Annotated in this window: 14 protein-coding genes and 1 tRNA gene; 4 read left to right on the top strand and 11 right to left on the bottom strand. The window is 57.9% G+C overall.

What is annotated here, in order from left to right:
• The first annotated feature begins 2 nt into the window (after positions 1–2).
• Positions 3–560: a hypothetical protein gene (locus CLU84_RS10535; protein WP_099737124.1), complete on the top strand. Its 558-nt coding sequence runs from the start codon at positions 3–5 to the stop codon at positions 558–560.
• On the opposite strand, the gene CLU84_RS10530 is transcribed toward CLU84_RS10535, so the two are convergent.
• Entirely contained in the window at positions 541–1053 is a 513-nt protein-coding gene (locus CLU84_RS10530) for a pyridoxamine 5'-phosphate oxidase (RefSeq protein WP_099737123.1), read from the bottom strand. The two genes, CLU84_RS10535 and CLU84_RS10530, sit on opposite strands and share 20 nt — an antisense overlap.
• Positions 1054–1231: 178 nt before the next feature.
• Between CLU84_RS10530 and CLU84_RS10525 the strand changes: the two genes are divergently transcribed.
• Positions 1232–2920 (top strand): long-chain fatty acid--CoA ligase, encoded by a 1689-nt coding sequence (locus tag CLU84_RS10525; RefSeq protein ID WP_099737122.1) that lies wholly within the window; start codon positions 1232–1234, stop codon positions 2918–2920.
• A 116-nt stretch (positions 2921–3036) separates the two neighbouring features.
• On the opposite strand, the gene CLU84_RS10520 is transcribed toward CLU84_RS10525, so the two are convergent.
• Both CLU84_RS10520 and potE read right to left on the bottom strand, forming a co-directional pair.
• Complete coding sequence (locus CLU84_RS10520) at positions 3037–5325, bottom strand: Orn/Lys/Arg decarboxylase N-terminal domain-containing protein (RefSeq protein WP_099737121.1); 2289 nt, start codon at positions 5323–5325, stop codon at positions 3037–3039.
• A gap of 50 nt (positions 5326–5375) precedes the next feature.
• Positions 5376–6713 carry a putrescine-ornithine antiporter gene (gene potE / locus CLU84_RS10515; RefSeq protein WP_099737120.1) on the bottom strand — a complete coding sequence of 446 codons (1338 nt, stop codon included), beginning with the start codon at positions 6711–6713 and terminating at the stop codon, positions 5376–5378.
• A 1106-nt stretch (positions 6714–7819) separates the two neighbouring features.
• Here potE and CLU84_RS10500 point away from each other — a divergent pair.
• Positions 7820–8815, top strand: coding sequence for a porin (locus CLU84_RS10500; protein ID WP_099737117.1), 996 nt, complete (start codon positions 7820–7822; stop codon positions 8813–8815).
• A 226-nt stretch (positions 8816–9041) separates the two neighbouring features.
• Here CLU84_RS10500 and CLU84_RS10495 read toward each other — a convergent pair.
• The 8 genes from CLU84_RS10495 to CLU84_RS10455 all read right to left on the bottom strand — a co-directional run bounded on the left by CLU84_RS10495 (position 9042) and on the right by CLU84_RS10455 (position 19922).
• A tRNA-Sec gene (locus CLU84_RS10495) sits at positions 9042–9137 on the bottom strand.
• A gap of 183 nt (positions 9138–9320) precedes the next feature.
• The gene (selB, locus tag CLU84_RS10490; RefSeq protein WP_099737116.1) at positions 9321–11246 is read right to left on the bottom strand and encodes a selenocysteine-specific translation elongation factor; all 1926 of its coding nucleotides are present in this window, start codon (positions 11244–11246) and stop codon (positions 9321–9323) included.
• A gap of 99 nt (positions 11247–11345) precedes the next feature.
• Entirely contained in the window at positions 11346–12785 is a 1440-nt protein-coding gene (gene selA, locus CLU84_RS10485; RefSeq protein ID WP_099737115.1) for an L-seryl-tRNA(Sec) selenium transferase, read from the bottom strand.
• Between the two features lie 91 nt (positions 12786–12876).
• The gene (gene fdhE / locus CLU84_RS10480; protein WP_099737114.1) at positions 12877–13842 is read right to left on the bottom strand and encodes a formate dehydrogenase accessory protein FdhE; all 966 of its coding nucleotides are present in this window, start codon (positions 13840–13842) and stop codon (positions 12877–12879) included.
• A gap of 91 nt (positions 13843–13933) precedes the next feature.
• On the bottom strand, positions 13934–14560 hold the full coding sequence (locus CLU84_RS10475; RefSeq protein ID WP_099737113.1) for a formate dehydrogenase subunit gamma: 627 nt from the start codon (positions 14558–14560) through the stop codon (positions 13934–13936).
• Positions 14557–15480, bottom strand: coding sequence for a formate dehydrogenase subunit beta (gene fdxH, locus CLU84_RS10470; protein WP_099737112.1), 924 nt, complete (start codon positions 15478–15480; stop codon positions 14557–14559). Before fdxH ends, CLU84_RS10475 begins: the two co-directional genes overlap by 4 nt.
• 12 nt (positions 15481–15492) lie before the next feature.
• Complete coding sequence (gene fdnG, locus CLU84_RS10465) at positions 15493–18558, bottom strand: formate dehydrogenase-N subunit alpha (RefSeq protein ID WP_144445439.1); 3066 nt, start codon at positions 18556–18558, stop codon at positions 15493–15495.
• Positions 18559–18752: 194 nt separating this feature from the next.
• A complete protein-coding gene (locus CLU84_RS10455; RefSeq protein ID WP_099737109.1) occupies positions 18753–19922 on the bottom strand; it encodes an AI-2E family transporter in 1170 nt (389 codons plus the stop codon).
• A gap of 219 nt (positions 19923–20141) precedes the next feature.
• Between CLU84_RS10455 and CLU84_RS10450 the strand changes: the two genes are divergently transcribed.
• On the top strand, positions 20142–23021 hold the full coding sequence (locus CLU84_RS10450) for a 2-oxoglutarate dehydrogenase E1 component (RefSeq protein WP_099737108.1): 2880 nt from the start codon (positions 20142–20144) through the stop codon (positions 23019–23021).
• Positions 23022–23075 lie beyond the last annotated feature (54 nt).

Below are 23075 nucleotides of genomic sequence, written 5' to 3'. Positions count from 1 at the left end.
AGATGCAGGGCAATGCACTGATGCTCTGGAGTCGCAGCCTGCTGCCGCCGGAGCATGAATTTGTGCTGCGCCATTTCGGCTATTCGCTGCAGTCGCTGCAGCCGCGCATACGGCTGCATCTGCGGCGTCTGGGTGATACGCGCCGCGCGCTATCCATGAACGGCGGGCGCATCTATCTGCCGCGCAGTTTCTTTGAGGCGGGTCAGCCTGAGCGGGTTTTGAAATTGAACCATCCTGCCGTTGCTGGTGTCTTTGCTCATGAGTTGCTGCACCAGTGGCAGCGGCTGCAGGGCGTGGCCGTGACGCGCAAGGCCTTGCTGCAGCATGCCAAGGCCCTTTGCCTGCGCCATGACCCCTACACCTATTGCGCCAGCGATGATGGTGTTGCCATGCTGGAGATTTTCCGAGCTGCATCGGTCGAGCAGCAAGGTCAGATGTGGGAAGACTATGTGCGGGCTGTCGTGTCCGGTGCCTCCATGCCCTGCATGGAGCAGGTCCGAGCATTTGTTGCCGGTGCAGGTGAAAGCTGCGGCCCGGAGGTCACGGACTCGCAGGGTTGAATGCCGCAATCAGGTCCTGATTCGAGACTTCACGCGCCGCGCCAAAACCTGCCACATGGCGGCCAGAACTTGGTGTGATGCATATGAAGCGAAAGTCTCCCAGCATGGTCATGGCTTCGGCTTCCGAAAAGCGGGCGAGGTAACTGGACTTGAGCGCCTGCCAGAGAGCGCTTTCACGCGGCGGCGTAGAGGCTATGCCCGCAATGCTGATGCGCTCCAGCGCATGCACGCCCTGGCCTGGCAGCTCTGCGGCCACCATCATCAGGCTGATGGCAGGGTGTGCCTGCATGGCGCTGGTGTGGCTGGCCAGACCGCTGACATGAATGACCAAGCAGGAAAAGTCGCTGCACCACGCCCAGGGCACAAAAGACAGGCCGGGTGCGGGCAGGGCAGACGCTGAAAAATCAGCAAGCGGCTGCACCGCCAAAGCCGCCGTGCGCTGGTTCAGGAGCAGTTCGCGCAGCGACTGCTGGAGTCTGGATTCATTAGGCATGGCGCCATGCTAAGCCAAGGTGCGCTGAATCGTAAGTCTGTGCATACGTCACCTGCGGGACGGGTTCTTGGGGGCATCCCGGATGCTGGATGAGTCTGTGCGGCCTAGTCTTGCGGGCTACTAGTCCTTTGGGACTAAGTGTTTCTCACGCCGCTTTTCAATTACGGATGACTGACTCATGCCTGCTCATTACGCCTTCTGGCCCACCCGCCTGCCTCACTCCATCACTGTTCCTGTCACCAGCATCTGGGAGAACCTGGCGATCAATGCCAAGCGCTACCCGGACAAGGCGGCGCTGGTGTTTCTTGGCCGCACCACCACATATGGGCAGCTGTGTGCCGGCACGGAGCGCATGGCCGCTTACTTGCACAGCCTGGGCGTTAGGAAAGGTGACCGTGTCATCTTGCTGATGCAAAACACCTCGCAGCTGGTGCTGGCACATTACGCTATCTTGCGTGCCAATGCGGTGGTGGTGCCGGTCAACCCCATGAATCTGGCCGAGGAGCTCAAGCACTACATCACAGACTCAGGCGCCAAGGTGGCGATTACCTCGGCGGATCTGGCGCTGGAGCTGGCCAAAGCCAGCAACGCTTTGCCGCAGGCCGATGCGCTGGAGCACATGGTCGTCACCCAGTTTGCCGATGGTTTTGATGCCAATGTGCAGGGGCCAGATGCGCCACCTGAGTCCTGGCGCAGCTGGCTGCTTGGCGAGCGCGAAGCGGCTCTGCTGAATCACGGAACGGTCCACCCTTGGGTGAAGGCGATGGCCTGTGCTGATGCAGCGCCGCAGCATACCGTGGGGCGCGATGACCTGGCGATTCTGCCTTATACCAGCGGCACCACGGGGCAGCCAAAGGGCTGCATGCACTTGCACCGCAGCATCAATCACAACTCCGTAGCCGGTACTTTATGGGGCACGGGCTCGCATGAAAGCGTGGTACTGGGCGTGGTGCCCATGTTCCACATCACGGGCATGGTGTCGGTATTGCACAGCGCCATCTACATGGGTGCCACGCTGATCATCATGCCCCGCTGGGATCGCGAGCTGGCCGGACGGCTGATCTCGCACTATCAGGTCACCAGCTGGACGAATATTCCGACCATGGTGATCGACCTGCTGGCCAGCCCCAACTTTGCGTCGTTTGATCTCTCCAGCCTCAAATACATTGGGGGTGGCGGGGCAGCCATGCCCCAGGCCGTGGCCCAGCGCTTGCTGGAGCAATATGGTTTGCGCTTCTGCGAAGGCTATGGGTTGACCGAGACCGCAGCGCCTTCGCACAGCAATCCGCCTGATCATCCTAAGCAGCAATGTCTTGGCATTCCCTTTATGAGTACCGATGCGCGGGTGGTCAGTCCCGATACGCTAAAGGAGGTTGCCCAAGGCGAGTCGGGCGAGATTGTGGTCAACGGCCCAGAGGTGTTTGAGGGTTACTGGAAGCGCCCAGAGGCAACTGAAGATGCTTTCATGGTGCTGGATGGCAAGCGATTCTTTCGCACCGGTGATCTAGGGCGGGTGGATGAGGAGGGCTACTTCTTCATTACCGACCGACTCAAACGCATGATCAATGCCAGCGGCTTCAAGGTCTGGCCTGCCGAGGTCGAATCGCTGATGTTTCGCCACCCCTCCATTCAGGAAGCATGCGTGATCTCTGCCAAGGACGCGTACCGCGGCGAAACCGTCAAAGCCGTGGTCGTGCTGCGCGCAGGTCATGAAGGCACAACGGCAGAAGACATTCTTGAATGGTGCCGCATCAATATGGCCGTCTACAAGGCGCCGCGCATCGTGCAATTTGTGCAGGCGTTGCCCAAGAGCGGCAGCGGCAAAGTAATGTGGCGAATGCTGCAGGAGCAGGACGCGGCTGCTTAAGTTCTGAGAGGGAAAGCACGGGAGGAGGATACTTTCGCCCCCTTGCTTTTCACTCTGACACTTCGCGAATAGACAAGAAAAAGCCGCCCGAAGGCGGCTTTGGAATCGGCCTGTACTCAGTTTTTGAGCACTTCTACGACGTAGCGACGTTGGCCCGTGGCATCTACCTCGACCTCTCGACCGTGGACATCCGATTCAAAGCCGGGAATCTGGGCATCCTGCTCTTCGGCAATGCGCAGGTAGTTGAAGATGGCATCGGCTTTTTCGTTGTAAAGCTCTCCGGGCATGATGAGTGGAATACCAGGCGGGTAAGGAACCAGCATGGTCGCGGCAATGCGGCCCTTGAGCTCTTTGACCTCCACTTTCTCGACATTGCCTTGCACCAGCTGGTTGTAGGCTTCTGCAGGAATCATGGCCATATCGGGCTGCTCTACATACATCTCGCGCATGACCTTGGGCACATTGTGCTGGCGGTTGAACTGGTGCAGGCGGTCACATAGTTCACGTAGCCCCGTGTCTGCATACACCTGCGGGTGATTTGCCACCAGGTCGGGCAGGACAAGCGCCAGTGGCGTATTGGCCTCGTAGTGCTGCTTGAAGCTCATCAGCTCGGCCACGAGCGTGCCCCATTTTCCCTTGGTGATACCCATGGAGAAAAGCACCAGCAGCGAGTAGAGGTTGGTCTTTTCCACCACGATCCCGCGAGACCAGAGGAATTTGCTGACCACGCTGGCAGGAATCCCTTGTTCGCCCATCTGTCCATCCATCTCCAATCCAGGCATGGTCAGCGTGACCTTGATCGGGTCGATCATCACAAAGTTGTCGCTGAGCTGGTCAAAACCATGCCATTTGCCGTCGGGGCGCAACTGCCAGTCCTTGGGCTGGGCGGGCGGAATATGGGTCGAGGCTTCCTGCAGATTCTTAGCCACGATTTCCGGCTGCCAGACCTTGAACCACCAGTCTTTCTTGTCCAGATCAGATTCAATCTGCAGCATGGCACGGCGAAACGCCAGTGATTCGTCGTGCATTTCCTGCACCAGCGACTCACCCGCCTTGCCTTCCATCATCTTCGAGGCAATATCGCAGGCTGCGATCACCGGGTACAGCGGACTGGTCGAGGTGTGCATCATGAAGGCTTCGTTGAAGCGCCCCATGTCCAGTTGACGTTTGCGGCTGTTGCGCACATGAACCATCGAGGCCTGAGAGAAGGCCGCCAGCAATTTGTGGGTCGAGTGCGTGGTGAAGACGATGGCATCCTGCTCGCGCGGCTTGCCCTTGGCCATGCCGTAGTAGTGCTCGTAGAAGGGATGAAAGGCCGCGTAGGCATACCAGGCCTCGTCGAAATGCAGATAGTCGACGGCATTGCCTATCTTTTTTGCAATGCTCTCGGCGTTGTAGCAAAGCCCGTCATAGGTGGAGTTGGTGACCACGGCGATGCGCAGCTTGGCTCCGTTCTTGATGGCTTGGGCAGCCAGCGGATTTTGCGCAATCTTGGCCTGCATGGCTTTGGGCGAGAACTGCTCTTCGCTGATGGGGCCGATGATGCCGTGGGCATTGCGGCTGGGCGAGAAATACACCGGTATGGCTCCGGTCATGATCAAGGAGTGCAGCAAGGACTTGTGACAGTTACGGTCGACAAACACCACGTCACCACGCGCCACCGTGCCATGCCAAACGATCTTGTTGGCCGTCGAGGTGCCGTTGGTGACAAAGAATGTATGGTCAGCACCGAAGTTTTTGGCGGCCTCGGTCTCGGCCTGGCGTATCGGGCCGCTGTGGTCCAGCAATGAGCCGAGTTCGGGCACGGAAATTGACAGATCGCTGCGCAGCGTGTTCTCGCCAAAGTACTGGTGAAAAGCCCGGCCCACGGAGGATTTGGTGAAGGCGACGCCACCGGCATGGCCGGGCGTGTACCAGGAGTAATTGGACTTGGCCGTGTGCTTGATCAGTGCCTTGAAAAACGGCGGCAGCAAATGTTCCATGTACTCATCGGCGGCACGCATCACCTGGCGGGCAATAAAGCTCTTGGTGTCTTCGAACAGGTAGAAGTAGCCACGGGCGTACTTCACCAGGTTGGTTGGCACTTTTTCTACCGAGCCGCGCTCGCCGTAAAAGAAGACCGGTAGATGGGGGTGGCGTGCCAGGTTTTCTTCAAGCAGTTGCTGGATTTGCTCAAACTGCTGAGTGGCATCCTCGTCGGCGTCTATGGAGATCAGCACGGCCGAAGCTGCCAGATAGGTGCGTGCTGCCACGCGCGCATCGTCCAGCGTGAGATTGGCCATTACGCGCTGATTGGAATTTTCCAGCTCTTCCGCCAATGATCGAATGATGGTGCCGCGCAGGCGCGGAGATTCAAACTCGCTGTCGATGATGACGGTCGGATAGTCCAGGGCTTTGAAAAACATGGTCAGGCTCCGTTGCAGGGGTCGAGGGATGGAAAGGGGGTAGGGGTGGTTCAGGCTGGCTTGCCGGCGGCGGCTGCGCGTTCTTGGTCCAAGCGCAGCATGCGGGTGCTCACAAAACCGTAGAGCGTGAAGCCAAAGATGGTCGCCACGCCGCCGAGCAGCAGGGCTTCACTGCCCGAGCTGTAAAGAGCCAGATAGCTGTAGGCGGCCGCCACCCAGGAGATGATGTTGACCATCAAGGCCTTTTTCGGGGGAACGCCGGCCACTTTCTGGATGGTCATCAGTGCGGCCATGGACAGCACATAGGGCACCAGATTTGTGACAACGGCCAGGTTTGTCAGGGTGTCGAATTGCTTGGTCAGATCAGGACTGATGGTCAGCAAGGCCAGACCGGTCTGGCCCGCCAGCAAAATCAGCATGGCCACGATGGGGGTTCCGGCTTTGTTGACCTTGGCAAAGATGGGCAGGAAATAGCCCGTGTCGGCCGAGCTTTTGAACACCTGAGCGATGGTGAATTGCCAGCCCAGCAGCGAGCCAATGCAGGCCAGCACCATCAGACCCATGATGATTTGACCGACCAGAGGTGTGAACATGTGGGCGAACACCAGGCCAAACGGGGCCGTAGATGCTGCTAGGTCAGGGTTGGAGACAATGCCGGCCATGACATTGGTCGAAGCGATGTAGATCACGGCGGCACCAATCGTGCCCCCGAGCACGGCAATCGGCACGTTCTTTTCGGGGTTCTCTACCGCATCGGAGTTGGCGCAAGCCGATTCCATACCCAGAAATGCCCACAACGTGATCGCCACCGAGGAGCTGGCAGCCTGGAAGTAGGATAAGCCATGGGGATTCCATGCTTCTGCATAGGTGCTGGGGCTGAACCAGAACCAGCCAAAGGTGGAGACGCCCACCACCGGCAAAATCACGCCCCAGACGGTGACGCTACCGATCTTGCCGGTGATACCCGCTCCGCCGAAGTTGGCGAAGGTGGTAATCCACAGCAAAGCGATGGTTGTCAAACCAACACCCATAGGGCTGAGCTTCATGCCGAAAAGCTCAGTCATATAACCGACCGCCGTAATACCAATGGCCACATTGGCAATCAGCAGCGAAGCGCCGTAGGTGTAGTTGACGATGTAGTTGCCGGAACGGCCAAACGCGTATTCGGCGTAACCACCCATGCCGCCAGATTTACGGCTCAGCATGCCGCATTGGGCAAAACAATAAGCCAGAGCGAGTGAGCCGGTGGCCGTCACCAGCCAGGAGAGAATGGAGATCGCACCGACTTCTGCCAACTTGGTGGGTAGCAGCACAATGCCAGACCCCAACATATTGACTACGGTGAGCATGGTGAGCTGCACCACCGTCATTTTTTTGCCTTGTGTCATTTTTTCCCTCTTGGACCTTAGTTGAAAAACCTAGTGGGTTTCAGATAAAGCGGAGTTGGGTAGCGATCTGTGGATCGTGCCTAAGTATCTGCGTCTCTTCGGTATGTTGGCGAAGGCGCTCAAAGATAAGAAGCCTTATTGATGCCTGTTTTGCTTGAAATCAAAAGGGCCTCACTAAAATTTTGATTTCTGCATAGCGTTGAAAAGACTGAAGTTAATCTACCAAAATACAATTTTTTTTCAAGAATTAACTTTTATTAAAAAGCTCTTTGCCTATTTTTCGAAATATTTGCTTGACTCGGACCGTATTACTAGCATGGGAAAAATTAAGCAACTGCGTATCAGGGGTTGCGTTAGTGGGTACGGACGCCTCCTTTTCCTGAAGCGTGTGCACTGAATAGTTCTGAGTCATAGTCTGGAGTCTTGATGCACAGGAGGCCGTCATGGGCCATGCCGTTATTGCAATCGACATTGCCAAGAAGTTAGGTGATGTATGGGTGCATGCTGCATAGCGCGGCTACCGGGCAAACTCACTTCAGAACGTGAAGTGAACACAGGTAGTTTTGGATTGGTCGCCCTCAGATGCCGTTGACTGGGGTTAATGCGTCAGAAGGTCGATACAGCACATGTTGCCCCTCAGTGGCCAGTGATATATGTTTCAAATCCGACCGCCGTAAGAATGTGTTCAAAGTATTCTGAGTAAAGCGCCGAGAAAGCCAGCTTCACGAACTGCAATCGGGTGTTGAATAGAAGCCCGCAGTTCCTCAATAACTGCCTGCTCTTTTCCAGTAACGAAAAATGGTGCTCGACGATACAGGGCTTAGGAATGATCTTGAAACTATGCAATTCACTGCTTATGCGCATGCTCTGTAAAAGAGCACTGATGCTCGAAAAAGGTTCGCGACTGATTTCGCTAAGGTGGCTTTTTTTACTACCTGAGCTTGTTGTAAATCAAGCAAGACTTTGAACGGTTTATTTGATGTTTCTTTGTATGGCGCTGTCTTTTAAAGGCTGTATCTTCTGATGGTGAGTCGCTGCGGCTTGTCACTTTTTGGTCCGGCGTGCACACTAAAAACAGTACGTATATTGCACGCTCTGGAGTCTCTGTGAATCCACCTACTGCCTGGCGATTGGCCTTGATAGGCCTCGCCGTCCTGTTTGCAACTGCCGCTCAAGCCCAAACCGGATCGCTGCAGATCTACGGTCGCATCAACGCTTCGGTAGAGCGGTTCAAGATCGGCGATCAGCCTGCTGTCTTCGGCTTGCGCGACAACGACTCGCTATTTGGCTTGCGCGGAGAAGAAGATCTTGGCGGAAATTTGCGCGCAGGATTTGTGCTTGAAGGCGGCGTAGCGGTGGACAGGGGCACCATCAGCAGTGACGGCTTTTTTGGACGCAAGAGCGAAGTCAACCTCAGCGGGCGCTTTGGCATGCTGCGTTTGGGCACGCTGATCAGCGAGGCCTACTATGCCACCGCTGACCGCGTGAACCCGCACAACTACGACACCGGAGCATCGGCCGACGCTCTCTACGCATACGTGTCCAATGGCAAAAACCATATCTCATGGCGCCTTCCATCCTGGCAGCAATTGACGGTAGAGGTCGGAAGCAGCTTGCACGAAAAAACTGCCAACCCAGCCAAGAATGCCTGGGACCTGGCCGCCAACTACGACTTTGGAGACTGGTCGTTTGGCCTGGGATATGGCCAGTGGGGGCCTGCGCGCCAGGCCACGCTGCGCGCCAACTACCACATCGGCGCCTGGACCTTTGGGGCCTACCACCAGCACAGCCGCAACTGGGATACCGTGCTTTATGCGGTGGATCCCACACGCGGCAGCCACCGCACCACGCGTGTTGCGGCCATGTACACCACCGGAGCCAACGAGCTTCATATCAATATTGGTCGTGCCAGCGCCGCTAACCACCGGCCTGAGAGCCAGGCCTTGCAATGGACCTTGGCCTATAACTACAACTTCAGCCAGCGCACCAAGGTCTATGCGCTCTACACCCGCATACACAACGGCGCGCAGGCCAGTTACCGTACGGGCGAGCCGGGCGTCAGCTTTCATTCCTTCGCCGTAGGCATACGACAGTTCTTCTGAGCGGATTGACTCATTGAGGGTTCAAGGCGATTTGGCCATCTGGCTGAACCGGGGCATGCCGTGGCTCGCATGCATCTAATCTCAATCGATTCACCCAGATGGGCCCCTAAAAACGGCGGCCATGCATGACTACGTCTGGGGTTGAGAAAAGCTTGGCTCAGTGGGAGTTGTGCAACAAAGCCCCGTTGATGAGTCACTTTGCTGTAACACCCAGGCGCGGTTTGGGTGGCGGAAAGCAGCTGGAGTCGAACCAACCCGGGAGCGGCTGACGCCCCCCACCGGGTTTGAAGCCCGGCCGCGCCACCGGGCACGATTGCCTTCCTTTCAGGCAAGAGCTGCAGTCGCAACTCTTGTAGAAGATAGAGGACTCATTGTAGCCAGCAATTGCATGGCCGTTGACACCTTTGTGGACATAGCCCCGCGTTGCATGTCTTTAAATTCATTATCAATTTGATAGTGCAAAGCGCAAGTTCTGCATGGGCTGCAGGCCTGCGGGGCATTAAATTCAATGCGCCGCGCTTTTCCATTGCACATCGGGGCGCAGCAGGTGGGCGTCACGCACGCGGCGCGTGTAGCCTATGCGGTCGAAGAACTCGAGGATCTGAATGGCGCGCTTGCGGCCAAGACCTGTGGCGTCTCGGAAGGCGCTGGCTTCCACTTCACCATTGCGGGTTTGCGCAGCGATGTCAGTGGTCAAGGCTGCCAGCTCATCCATGCGGGCGGGCGCATAGAACAAGTCCTTGACGACCTGAAACAGCAGGCCTTGGCGTGAGAGCTTTTTTAGTAGCTGTCGCACCACTTCTTCACCCGCACTGTGGTCGCGGGCCAGGTCGCGCACCCAGGGTGGGTCGAAGCGGGCTGCAGCAATGGCGGGCAGCAGTTGCTCGGCCAAGGCTTGCTCGGCACTGCTGAGCTGGATGGTGTGCTGCGGCAGGTGCAGCCAAGCCCCTGTGCTGCTGAGCTGTTTTTGCGCCAGCAGCGCATCGACGAGACCTTGATAAAGCGCGTCGTAGCCAGAATTTTGCAGGCCGGGCAGAGCCATGCGGCGCAGGCGAGCTGCGTTGACGCCTGGCTCGTCGGGGGATTTTTCGTGAAAGCGGGAAAGACTCTCCACCACCTGCGTTTGCAACTGCTGCCAGCGCTGCTCACCCAGTACCAGTGCATCGCCATTGGCGACGGGCAGCTGGATGGTGCGGGCAATGGTTGTGTCATTCAGCGCATGGCCGCTGAGGCGTATGAGTTGCGAGCGGGCAATGCCGTGCGGGGCTTGCGCCACCAATGCAGAGAAGTCATGGCGCGTGATGAGCTGCTCCATGGCGTCGAGATAGGCCATGCGCTCGGGGCTGCGGCGCTTGCGGGCCGGGGCGTAGGGGTCAAGAACCATGCCGCCCGCGATGGTGTGGCTGGCTTGTGCGTTACGCAGAATCAGGCGGTCACCGGGGAGGGTGAAGACGGGAGCATCCAGCACCAGTTGCACGCGGGCCTCGGTGCCCGGTTCTATGGATTCGTCTTGCAGCAGTGCGACATGGCCGGTGGTGCGCTTGGTGCCCAGATGAATATGCACGGGCGTCCATTGCGCAAGGCTCGGAGCTTCGCTGAGCAGGTGCAGGTGGATGTCCAGACGATCGGTGGCCTGTAGCAGGCGCGGGTCCATGATCCAGTCGCCGCGCTCGATATCTTCTTTGGCAAGGCCTGCGATGTTGAGGGCGCAGCGCTGACCGGCCACGCCAATGTCACTGCTCTGGTTTTGTGCATGAATACTGCGCACACGCACGGACTGGCCGCTGGCCGAATGCACCAGTGAATCGCCTACTTTGACCTGGCCGTTAAAAACGGTGCCGGTGACCACCGTACCCTGACCGGGCAGGGTGAACACGCGATCGACGGCGAGTCTGAACAGGCCATCCTGCGGGCGGGCACTCATCATCTGGGCTTGCACATGCAGGTGCTCGCGCAGCGCTTGCACGCCTGTATTGCCGGGCTGGGCGGCATTGGTTTCAAAGATGGGGCTATCGGCCAGCGCGGTGACGGCGAGGATGGCCGTGATTTCACGGCGGACATCGAGCAAGCGCTGGGGCAGAACGCGGTCGGCCTTGGTCAGCGCCACGGTGCCGCGCTTGACGCCCAGCAGCTGCAGAATTTCAAGGTGTTCAATGGTCTGGGGCATCACGCCGTCATCGGCGGCGACGACGAGCAGGGCGTGATCGATTCCCGCGGCACCAGCGGCCATGGTGTGCACGAATTTTTCGTGACCGGGCACGTCGATGATGCCCAGCACATCGCCATTGGGCAGTGGGCTGTAAGCGTAGCCTAGCTCGATGGAAATGCCGCGGGCTTTCTCTTCCTTGAGTCGGTCAGTTTCCACGCCGGTGAGGGCGCGGACCAAGGTGGTTTTGCCGTGGTCGATATGGCCGGCGGTTCCGATAATCATGAGTGTCAGTCTTATTTTGATAGCTGCTAGCGCTTATACATCAAGCGCTGCAAGGCATTTTTATATCAAGTCCTCAGCGGGCGCAGGCCTAGAGCTGTTTCAAGCCAGTTGGCCAAGCTGCTCGACAAACAGGGCTTGCGCAGCGCTTTCAAGGCAGCGCAGGTCCAGCCAGAAAGCGTCGTCATGCAGGCGGCCAATAACAGGGCGGGGCAGGGCGCGAAAGCGTGCTTCGAGCTGGGTGAGCTGGCGACCTGCCTGCTTGCCACTTGCCGGATACATCTTGAGACCAAAACTGGGCAGGTTTTCAACGGGAAGGGCGCCGCTGCCAATCTGGCTGTTCATGGCGGCAGTTTCCACCACAAAGCCTTGGCCCAGCGCTTGCTGCAGCAGCGGCAGCAAGGTTTCAGCCTGCGCCTGCATGTCGGCTGCCTTGCGGGTGAAGAGGCGCAGCGTGGTCAGTTCTTCAGCCAGCTTTTCGGGATTGAGGTATAGGCGCAGCGTGGGTTCCAGCGCGGCCAGCGTGATCTTGCCAACGCGCAGGGCGCGTTTGAGGGGGTTTTTCTTGATCTGGGCAATCAATTCCTTCTTGCCCACGATGATGCCGGCCTGAGGGCCACCCAGCAGTTTGTCGCCGCTGAAGGTGACGATGTCGGCGCCGGACTCCACAGTCTCGCGCACGGTCACTTCATAGGGCAGGCCCCAGTCGCGCATGTCGATCAGGGTGCCGCTGCCCAGGTCCACGATCATGGGTAGTTGGTGGCCGTGCGCAATGCCTGCCACATCGGCGTCGCTGACGGCTTTGGTAAAGCCGGTGATGGCGTAGTTGCTGCAATGCACCTTCATCAGCGCGCCGGTGTGCTCGCCGATAGCGCCTGCGTAGTCTTTCTCGTGGGTGCGGTTGGTGGTGCCGACTTCGATCAGCTTGGCGCCCGCGCGGGTCATCACGTCGGGGATGCGGAAGGCACCGCCAATCTCCACCAGCTCGCCGCGCGAGACAATGACTTCTTTGCCCATGGCCATGGTGGACAGCACCAGCAGCACGGCGGCGGCATTGTTGTTGACGACGGTTGCGGCTTCTGCACCGGTCAGCTCGCAGATCAACGATTCGACCAGGTCATCGCGGTCGCCGCGGCTACCGTCTTGCAAGTCATATTCAAGGTTGGCGGGGGAACTCAAGGCCTGCACGACGGCATCAATGGCGGCCTGCGGCAGCAGGGCTCGGCCCAGATTGGTGTGCAGCACGGTGCCGGTGAGGTTGAGCACTGGTTGCAGACGCGGTGCAAAGCGGGCCTGCAGCTGGCGTTGAGCACTTTGCACAATGCTGGTGAGGTCTGCTTGCACGGGCTGACCTGGTTGATCGGCTGAACCCAGCAACTGTTGGCGCAACTGCGTGAGCACATTGCGGGCGGCTTTGGTGCAGGCGTCCAGTCCGTAGGCTTCGCGCAGTGGCTGCATTTCAGCGACCAGCAAAACCTTGTCCACGGCGGGCAGCTGTGAGGGGTGCGAAATTTCGGCGGAGGTCGCTGCAGTGGTGCTCATGGACGGGATGTTTTGAATCTCTGGATATGGAAAAGGCGGCAGGTACCAGCCCTGCCGCCTTCATTATGGTGGCGGTTGGCCTTGGGTAGACTCAGGCGGCGGGGTCTACCAGCTCGTTGCTGAGTTCGCTCTCTTGCTCTTCGGCCACGGCCACAAATAGCAGAGGGTTGGCGCTGGCACGCTGGAACTTTGTTTCGCTCATCAGCAGGTCCAGCATCAGGCTGGCCAGGTCGTCAGCCAGAGGCTCGGCCATGGGGTTCTTTTCCTGATTGACGATCTTGCGGTAGCAGCCGCATTCCTCGCAGGTTTCTGCCAGAACTTCCTCACCAGCACCTTCAAGGCCCTGGTAGTGAATGCCTTTGGTGGATTCGCAGTGCGTGCACTTGACGCGCACCATGTGCCATTCGCAGGCGCAGGTGCCGCAGTGGGCATAGCGGTGGCCGGCCATCTTGCCGCCAATACGGACAACGCTGGCGACAGGTTCACTGGCGCAGATCGGGCAGATGCTGGCGGGGTCGGTATAGGGTACGTCGCGGGGGCTGAGGCTGGCCGAGCGCTTGGTGAAGGTGACTTGCAGCGCTGCCATGATGAAGGGGGCCATGCCTACGTGACGTGCGGCCACTTCTTTTTGCAGCAGCTTTTTGGCAATGTCGGCACGGGCTTCGGGGGCCAGTGCGCGCAGTTCTTTGAGCAGGGGCTGCAGTGGTGCGGGCAGGCCCTCGCTGCCTTGCAGCGTATCGAGCATATTGTCCAGCACTGTTTGCCAGACGGGATCAATGGTGTCCACTGCGGGCAGCAGGGGCATGGAATGCTCCTGGGCCCGGGCCATCAGTGCTGCATCAGGCGCGGTGATTTCCACTGCTGCGACGGCCTTGTGCTGCGCGTCCATGATCTGCGCTACAAATTGCAGGTAGTCAGCAATCGGGTTGCCATTGGCCAGTTGACGCAAGCGTGCAGCGCGCTCGGCGAACAGGCTGCTCACCTGGGGCAGCAAGATGCGGGGAAAGCTGGTGTGATCCAGTGCTTCGATTTCACCGGGTTGGAGGATGCGTTGCATTATTCATTCCCAAAAAATAAATGGCCGCCGACCACCATGATGGAGGTCGGCGGCTTCATTCAGGCGTAAGGCCTGAGGCCGGCTAGGGCAATTACTTGTCTTCGCCAGTGACCTTGCGGAACCACAGTGGGTGGTGGAAGCGTGCCCAGCTACGTGTCACGGTGCCACGGGTCATGGCGCGGATGGTGCCTTTGGTCCAGATCGCTGCGTAGATGTGCGCAATGATCAGGCCGATCAGGCCAAAGGCGCTGATGGCATGCACCAGAGAGCCGATGCGAACAACGGTCACGGGCAGATTCCACCAGGCGCGCCACATCAGCACACCGGTCACGGTCAGGCCGAGCATGCACAACACCAGCAACCAGAAGAGAACCTTCTGGCCGCCGTTGTACTTTTCAACGGGGGGCATTTTTTCATGCTCGCCATTGACCAGTGCACCTACGTTCTTGAGCCATTCCACATCGCGGTCCTTGATGATGTTCAACTGCCAGAAGCGGAAGAACATCATGATGAAACCGACGGCCATGACGACGCCGATGTAGGGGTGCAGGATGCGCGTCCAGGGGCCTCCACCGAACAGGTTCGTCATGAAGAAGAACGAGGGGTGAAAGAACGCCAGGCCGGACAGTGCCAGCAGCACAAAGCTGATGGCAACTACCCAGTGGTTGACGCGCTCGCCGGCGGTGTAGCGCTGGATGTCACGAGAGCGGCTTTTCATGAGCGGTTCTCCTTGCTCTGTTCAGCTTTGCGGGCTTCTTCGGCTTCCAGCTCCTCGGGCACTTCCAGAGGACCCTTGGTGATGTAGTGGAAGAAGCTGCCAACGGCCGCTGCACCCAGAGCTGCCAGAGCCAGAGGCTTGGCAACACCCTTCCACAGCGACACCATGGGGCTGATGGACGGATCGTCCGGCAGGCCCTTGTACAGCGAAGGCTTGTCCGCATGATGCAGAACGTACATCACGTGTGTGCCACCCACGCCTTGTGGGTCATAGAGGCCAGCCTTTTCGTAGCCGCGTTCCTTGAGGTCGACGACACGGCGGGACGCTTGTTCCTTCATGGCATCTTTGGTGCCGAACTGGATAGCGCCGGTGGGGCAGGTCTTGACGCAGGCAGGTTCCTGGCCAACAGCCACGCGGTCAGAACACAAGGTGCACTTGTACGCCTTGTTGTCCTTCTTGGAGATGCGCGGAATATTGAACGGGCAGCCCGTCACGCAGTAGCCGCAGCCCACGCACTGGTCTTGCTGAAAGTCCACGATGCCGTTGGCATATTGGACGATAGCGCCAGGCGAGGGGCAGGCTTTCAAGCAGCCTGGGTCTTCGCAGTGCATGCAGCCATCCTTGCGGATCAGCCACTCCAGGTTGCCTGTAGCTTCGTTTTCGTACTCGGTAAAGCGCATCACGGTCCACGACTGATCGGTCAGATCGGTCGGGTTGTCGTATACGCCGGCAGCTGCCGTACCGACTTCATCACGAAGGTCGTTCCACTCCATGCAGGCTGTCTGGCAAGCCTTGCAGCCAATGCATTTGGAGACGTCGATCAGCTTGGCGACTTCGCCCGCGTGCGCATCACGCGCACTGGGGGCAGGAGTCGTCGTGGCCGAGCGGCGCTTGATATCGAGAGACATGGTTGAGGACATCAGCGTGGCTCCTTAGATCTTTTCCACCTTCACGAGGAAGGTCTTGGATTCAGGGGTCAAGCTGTTACCGTCACCCACGGAGGCTGTCAGGTTGTTAGCCAGATAGCCCTTGCGTCCCGTTGTGGAGAAGCCCCAGTGAATCGGCACGCCCACGTGATGGATGGTCTTGCCATCAATCTGCATAGGCTTGATGCGCTTGGTCACTACAGCCACGGCCTTGATAAAGCCACGCTTTGACGAAACCTTGACGTTCTGCCCGGTGGCAATACCCAGCTCCTTGCCCAAGGCCTCGCCAATTTCCACAAACTGCTCGGGCTGAACAATGTTGTTCAGCTGAACGTGCTTGGTCCAGTAGTGGAAGTGCTCGGTCAGGCGGTAAGTCGTACCCACATGTGGATAGTCCTTGGGGTCGCCCTGCGTGCCCTTGGCGGTGTCGAGGATACGGATGATGGGGCTGATGACGGCCAGCTTGTTCTTGGGATACATGGGGTTGTATCCAAGCGGGTTGTCAAACGCCTCATAGTGCGTGGGGAACGGTCCTTCTATCAGACCCTTGCGGGCAAACAGGCGGGCCACCCCTTCGGGGTTCATGATGAACGGATTGGTGGTCTCCGGCGGCAAGGTCGGGGCGATATCTGGTACGTCAGCACCACCCCAGTTTTTGCCATTCCACTTGATCAGAACGCGGTCAGGGTTGAAAGGCTTGCCTTCACGGTCGCACGATGCACGGTTGTACAGCACGCGGCGGTTGGCAGGCCAGGCCCAGGCCCAGTTCAGCGTATTGCCAATGCCAGTTGGGTCGCTGTTGTCACGGCGAGCCATTTGGTTGCCAGACGAGGTCCAGGCACCAGCCCAGATCCAGCAGCCACCCAGCGTGGTGCCGTCATCGCGCATTTCGCCAAAACCGCCCAGTTGCTCGCCCGCTTTGCGGATGAGCTTGGTGGGGTCCTTAGGATCGAACAGATCTACCAGTGCACGGCCGTTGTATTCCTTGGCTACTTCCTCGGCAGAGGGGTGAGCGGATTCGGCGTAAGGCCAGAACAGGTTGGTAATGGGATCGGCAAACTTGCCGCCATCCTTCTGGTAGAGAGCCTTCAGGCGCAGATGCAGGCCCGACATGATCGCGATGTCAGTCTTGGCTTCTCCTGGTGGCTCTGCAGCCTTCCAGTGCCACTGCAGCACGCGTGAAGAACTGACCACGGCACCTTCTTCTTCAGCGAAGCAGGTGGTTGGCAGACGGAACACTTCGGTCTGAATCGAGGCCGAGTCCACATCGTTGAATTCGCCGTGGTTTCTCCAGAACTCGGAAGTTTCTGTGACCAGCGGATCCATGATGACGAGGAACTTCAGCTTCTTAAGGCCTTCGCGCACGCTGTTGCTGTTGGCCAGCGCTGCCAGCGGGTTAAAACCTTGGGCGATATAGCCGTTGATTTGACCCTTGGTCATCAGCTCAAACACCTGCAGCATGTCGTACTGCTTGTCCAGCTTGGGCAAATAGTCAAATGCCCAGTTGTTCTCAGCAGTTGCAGCGGGACCCCACCATGCCTTCATCAGGCTGACGTGGAACTTGGGCGTGTTCGACCAATAGTTCATCTGACCAGGACGCAGCAACTTTGGCGTGCGCGAGGCGATGTACTGGTCGTAGTCTTGCTCGGCTTCGTTTGGAAGCGTCAGGTACCCTGGAAGCGAAGCAGACAGAATGCCCAGGTCGGTCAGCCCCTGAATGTTGGAGTGGCCACGCAGCGCGTTCATGCCGCCGCCAGCGATACCGATATTGCCTAGCAGCAGCTGGATCATGGCGCCGGTACGCAGGATCTGCGCACCTGTGGTGTGCTGAGTCCAGCCTAGGGCGTACATGATGGTCGCAACGCGACCGGCTTCGGCGGTCGATGCCAGCTTCTCGCACACGTGCAGGAATTTTTCCTTGGGTGTGCCGCAGATGGATTCCACCTTTTCAGCGGTGTAGCCAGCGTAGTGCTTCTTGAGCCACTGATAGACGCAGCGGGGGTGCTCCAGAGTCGGATCCACCTTCACAAAGCCATCTTCACCCAGTTCGTAGTCCCACGACGCCTTGTCGTAAGTACGTTTTTCAGGGTTGTAGCCAGAGAAAATACCTTCGTCGAACGCAAAGTCCTCGCGCACGATGAACGAGAAGTCCGTGTAGTTCTTCACATACTCGTGATGAATCTTGTCGTTCGTGAGCAGGTAATTGATCACGCCACCAAGGAAGACGATGTCCGAGCCAGAGCGGATCGGTGCATAGAAGTCAGCCACGGATGCCGAACGGTTAAAGCGCGGATCGACCACCATGAAGTGAGCCTTGTTGTGCTCCTTCGCTTCGGTCACCCACTTAAAGCCGCAGGGGTGTGCTTCGGCGGCATTACCGCCCATGATCAAAATAACGTCCGCGTTCTTGATGTCGACCCAATGGTTCGTCATCGCTCCACGGCCAAACGTCGGGGCAAGACCTGCCACCGTCGGGCCGTGTCAGACACGTGCTTGGTTATCGAGTGCAAGAAGGCCCCAGGAACGGGCCACTTTGTGCGTGATGTAGCCGGCTTCATTGCTGGCAGCCGATGCGGCCAGCATGCCGGTGGTCAGCCAGCGGTTGACCTTCTGGCCTTTTTCGTTGGTTTCAACGAAGTTGGCGTCGCGGTCATCCTTGAGCAGCTTGGCAATGCGGTTCAGAGCATCGTCCCAGGACATGCGCTTCCACTCCGAAGAGCCTGGTGCGCGGTACTCTGGGTACTTGAGGCGGTTAGGGCTGTGGACGAAGTCCAGCAGCGATGCACCCTTGGGGCACAGTGTTCCGCGATTGACCGGGTGATCCGGGTCGCCTTCCACGTGCAGTACGGACAGACGGGTATTTTTGGCGCCGTCGCCCAAGGAGTACATCAAGATTCCGCAGCCTACTGAGCAGTAGGTGCAGGTTTGGCGAGTTACGGTGGTGGATGACAGTTTGTACTGCCGCACCTCAGCAAGAGCAGCTGTGGGTGAAAAACCCATCAGCGCCATACTGGAACCCGCCAGAGCCGAACCAGTCACTTTCATGAACTGGCGTCTGGAGAATTGGACCATCGTGGGGTACCTTTTCGGTTGAACGCTTATGTGAAAGCAAATTTTACGGCTTGGCCCTTTTTTGATAGCAGTAACAAACCCTTAATTGTTGAGTAAGGCTGAGCGTCTTTGATTGTTTTAATTCGCTTTTGTTTTTCTTAATGACCGCCATACCTTTTGGCTATGGAATGATTGCTGTCATTTACGGTCAATATTTAGGGCTCAACTCCGGGGTTTTCTGGCTTGATTTCAAGCGGTTTGCTGACTTCTTTTGTCTCTATTGTCTTGTCTTCGATTGCGCGTTTTTGATCGAATTCAGTGCTCAGCTGCTTTTCTTCTTGTTCCTGCATGGAGGTAAACAACTCCCAGGCGGCCATAAAGAGGGCGGCAATCGCAGGTCCGATGACAAAGCCAGAGAGTCCAAACAAGGCCATGCCGCCCAGCGTAGAGATCAAGACAACATAGTCCGGCATCTTGGTGTCTTTGCCGACCAGCAAAGGTCGAAGTACATTGTCTACCAGTCCAATCACCACAACCCCGTAAGCGGCAAGGATGACACCTTGGGTGACTTCGCCGGTGGCGAAAAAGTAGATCGCCACCGGGCCCCAGACCAGACCTGCCCCCACGGCAGGCAGCAGGGATAGAAAGGCCATGACAACGGCCCACAGCACGGCACCTTGAATGCCAAGAATCCAGAAAATCAGACCACCCAATGCACCCTGTGCCGCAGCAACAGCCAGGTTGCCTTTGACCGTGGCGCGGATGACGGTAATGAACTTGGTAGCAAGCTCGCGTTTGTGGTCGGGCGCCAGAGGGGTAGCAACCCAGATACGGGCGACCAGCGCTTTGCCATCACGCAGCAAAAAGAAGATCAGATACAGCATTACGCCGAAGCCGACCACGAAGCCCAGTGTGTTCTGACCGAGGCCCACGGCCTTGGTGGCCGCCAGCTTGCTCACTTGCAGCGCAATATTGGAAAGCTTGTTCTGAATCTCGGCCAAAGTGCCCAGATGCAGCTTATCCATCCAGGGCGTCATCCATGAGGGCAGGGCGTTGAAGACCTGCTCCACGTAGCTGCCTGCGGACAGGTTACCGCTGTTGATGCGGTCGTAAATGGCGGCAGTCTCTTTGATGAGGGACAGGCTGATCAAGACCAGCGGAAAAATCACCATTACCAGACTGATCAGCAGGGTTGCAAGTGCTGCCAGTGTTGGTTTTTGGGGCATTCGCGCCAGCAGCTTTCGGTGCAGGGGGGCAAAGACAATGGCAAACGTGACACCCCAGAAAATAGCTACGGCATATTCCTGCAGAACCAAGCCGAAACCTAGGGTAACTGCTATCAAAAGAAGAATAAATGCACGTTTGTGAAGCGGCAGAAGCGGCATGCGAATCCTTGTTTGTAGGGTTCACGCAATGTAAGCGAGTCCGTGGCTTGTAAACATCATGTCTTTTATAAGACTCGGGCTTTGAACGGTGGCACAATGTCTCTCGCAACTTCAGGCCTTCCCTTGCCACAGTCGCATCCGCCAACCGGTACAGCCGTGTCGCGGAAGGTACTACAAACCAGCTAATGCTCTCCAAAGGAGAGCGGAGGTCAGCGAAACATGAGCGATCAGTCAACGATCTATCAAGCCTATGAAGGCAACACTTACCTTTTCGGCGGCAATGCGCCTTATGTCGAAGAGATGTATGAGAACTACCTGGCCAACCCCAGCAGCGTTCCCGATTCCTGGCGCGAGTACTTCGACGCTCTGCAGCATGTGCCTGCAGTCGACGGTACCGACAACAAGGACATCCCACACCTGCCTGTGATCAATGCTTTTGCCGAACGTGCAAAGCAAGGTGGCACCAAGGTGGTCGTGGCTTCCGGTGCCGACTCTGAACTGGGTCGCAAGCGCACTGCCGTGCAGCAGCTGATTGCTGCGTACCGCAATGTGGGCCAGCGCTGGGCTGATCTGGATCCTCTGAAGCGCACTGAGCGCCCCGAAATTCCCGAGCTGGAGCTGTCTTTCTACGGCTTCACCGATGCCGACCAAGAAGTGGTGTTCAACACCAGCAACACCTTCTTCGGCAAGGAAACCATGACACTGCGCGAGCTGATGAATGCTTTGCGCGAGACATACTGCGGCACTCTGGGTGCTGAGTACATGTATGCCACCAATCAAAACCAGAAACGCTGGTGGCAACAACGCCTGGAATCCATCCGTTCCAAGCCCACTTTCAACGCCGACGAAAAGAAGCGCATTCTGGATCGTCTGACGGCTGCTGAAGGTCTGGAGCGTTACCTGCACACCAAGTATGTGGGCCAGAAGCGCTTCTCGCTGGAAGGTGGTGAGTCCTTCATCGCTGCTATGGATGAGCTGATCAACTCTGCCAGCGCCAAGGGCGTGCAGGAAGTCGTGATCGGTATGGCTCACCGTGGCCGTTTGAACGTGCTGGTCAACACCCTGGGCAAGATGCCTAAGGATCTGTTCGCCGAGTTCGATCACACCGCTCCTGAAGATCTGCCTTCCGGTGACGTGAAGTACCACCAGGGTTTCAGCTCTGATGTGTCCGCCAAGGGTGGCCCTGTTCACCTGTCGCTGGCGTTCAACCCCTCTCACCTGGAAATCGTCAACCCCGTGGTTGAAGGCTCTGTGCGCTCGCGCATGGACCGTCGTGATGACCCCCACGGCAAGCAAGTGCTGCCCGTGCTGGTTCACGGTGATGCCGCTTTTGCCGGTCAGGGCGTGAATCAGGAAACTTTGGCTCTGTCCGAAACCCGTGGCTACACCACTGGCGGTACGGTCCACATCATCATCAACAATCAGATCGGCTTCACCACCTCTGACCCCCGCGACCTGCGCTCCACGATGTATTGCACCGACATCGTCAAGATGATCGAGTCGCCCGTCCTGCACGTGAACGGTGATGATCCTGAAGCAGTGTGCCTGGCCATGCAACTGGCTCTGGAATTCCGTATGGAATTCTCCAAGGACGTGGTTGTTGACATCATCTGCTTCCGCAAGCTGGGTCACAACGAGCAAGACACTCCTGCCCTGACACAGCCTCTGATGTACAAGAAGATCGGTGCCCACCCCGGCACGCGCAAGCTGTACGCTGACAAGCTGGCCACTCAAGGTCTGGGCGATACGCTGGGCGACGAGATGGTCAAGGCCTACCGCGCTGCCATGGACGAAGGTCGTCACACACAAGATGTGGTGTTGACCAACTTCAAGAGCAAGTACGCCGTGGACTGGAGCCCGTTTGTGGGCAAGACCTGGACTGACGCTGGCGACACCGCCATTCCTCTGGCCGAGTGGAAGCGTCTGGCCGAGAAGATCACCACCCTGCCAGCCAGCGTGAATCCTCATGCACTGGTCAAGAAGGTGTATGACGACCGCGCAGCCATGGGTCGCGGCGATGTGAACGTGGACTGGGGTATGGGTGAAACCATGGCTTTCGGCTCGCTGGCTGCCTCGGGCTTCCCCGTGCGTCTGTCGGGTGAAGACTCCGGTCGCGGCACATTTACCCACCGCCACGCTGTGGTTCACGATCAAAAGCGTGAAAAGTGGGACGAGGGCACATATATCCCTCTGCAAAACGTGGCCGACAACCAGGCTCCGTTCGTCGTGATCGACTCCATCCTGTCTGAAGAGGCAGTGCTGGGCTTCGAATACGGCTACGCATCGAATGATCCCAACACTCTGGTGGTCTGGGAAGCTCAGTTCGGCGACTTCGCCAACGGCGCCCAAGTGGTGATCGACCAGTTCATCGCCTCCGGTGAAGTGAAGTGGGGTCGTGTGAACGGCCTGACTCTGATGCTGCCACACGGCTATGAAGGCCAGGGCCCTGAGCACAGCTCGGCTCGCCTGGAACGCTTCATGCAGCTGGCTGCTGACGCCAACATGCAGATCGTGCAGCCCACAACGGCCAGCCAGATCTTCCACGTGCTGCGTCGTCAGATGGTGCGCAACCTGCGCAAGCCACTGATCATCATGACTCCCAAGTCGTTGCTGCGTAACAAGGACGCCACTTCGCCTCTGTCCGAGTTCACCTCTGGTGGTTTCCAGACCGTGATCCCCGAGCAGGACGAGTCCATCGTCAAGAACGCCGCCAAGGTCAAGCGCATCATCGCCTGCTCGGGCAAGGTGTACTACGATCTGGTGAAGAAGCGTACAGAGAAGGAAGCCAAGGACGTGGCCATCATCCGCGTCGAACAGCTGTATCCCTTCCCCCACAAGGCATTCGCTGCCGAAGTGAAGAAGTACGCCAACGCTGCTGACATCGTGTGGTGCCAGGATGAGCCTCAGAACCAGGGTGCCTGGTTCTTCATTCAGCACAATATTCACGAAAACATGCGTGAAGGCCAGAAGCTGGGCTATTCCGGTCGCGCTGCGTCCGCTTCGCCTGCTGTGGGCTACTCGCATCTGCACCAAGAGCAACAAAAGGCACTGGTGGAAGGCGCATTCGCCAAACTCAAGGGTTTTGTTCTGACCAAATAAGGCAGTCAAACCGCTTCTCTACGTTTGTTCGTATCAGACAAAACACTTTTGGAA

The sequence above is a fragment of the Comamonas sp. 26 genome (assembly GCF_002754475.1).
Taxonomy (GTDB): domain Bacteria; phylum Pseudomonadota; class Gammaproteobacteria; order Burkholderiales; family Burkholderiaceae_C; genus Comamonas.
This window is presented reverse-complemented; position numbering and strand designations above follow the sequence as displayed.

Coding starts and splice junctions, on each gene's coding strand:
- CLU84_RS10535 (WP_099737124.1), top strand. CDS start 3: ATGCAGGGCAATGCACTGATGCTCTGGAGTCGCAGCCTGCTGCCGCCG.
- fdhE (WP_099737114.1), bottom strand. CDS start 13,842: ATGCAACGCATCCTCCAACCCGGTGAAATCGAAGCACTGGATCACACC.
- potE (WP_099737120.1), bottom strand. CDS start 6,713: ATGACACAAGGCAAAAAAATGACGGTGGTGCAGCTCACCATGCTCACC.
- CLU84_RS10530 (WP_099737123.1), bottom strand. CDS start 1,053: ATGCCTAATGAATCCAGACTCCAGCAGTCGCTGCGCGAACTGCTCCTG.
- CLU84_RS10455 (WP_099737109.1), bottom strand. CDS start 19,922: ATGCCGCTTCTGCCGCTTCACAAACGTGCATTTATTCTTCTTTTGATA.
- CLU84_RS10450 (WP_099737108.1), top strand. CDS start 20,142: ATGAGCGATCAGTCAACGATCTATCAAGCCTATGAAGGCAACACTTAC.
- fdxH (WP_099737112.1), bottom strand. CDS start 15,480: ATGTCCTCAACCATGTCTCTCGATATCAAGCGCCGCTCGGCCACGACG.
- CLU84_RS10520 (WP_099737121.1), bottom strand. CDS start 5,325: ATGTTTTTCAAAGCCCTGGACTATCCGACCGTCATCATCGACAGCGAG.
- CLU84_RS10475 (WP_099737113.1), bottom strand. CDS start 14,560: ATGAAAAGCCGCTCTCGTGACATCCAGCGCTACACCGCCGGCGAGCGC.
- CLU84_RS10525 (WP_099737122.1), top strand. CDS start 1,232: ATGCCTGCTCATTACGCCTTCTGGCCCACCCGCCTGCCTCACTCCATC.
- selA (WP_099737115.1), bottom strand. CDS start 12,785: ATGAGCACCACTGCAGCGACCTCCGCCGAAATTTCGCACCCCTCACAG.
- selB (WP_099737116.1), bottom strand. CDS start 11,246: ATGATTATCGGAACCGCCGGCCATATCGACCACGGCAAAACCACCTTG.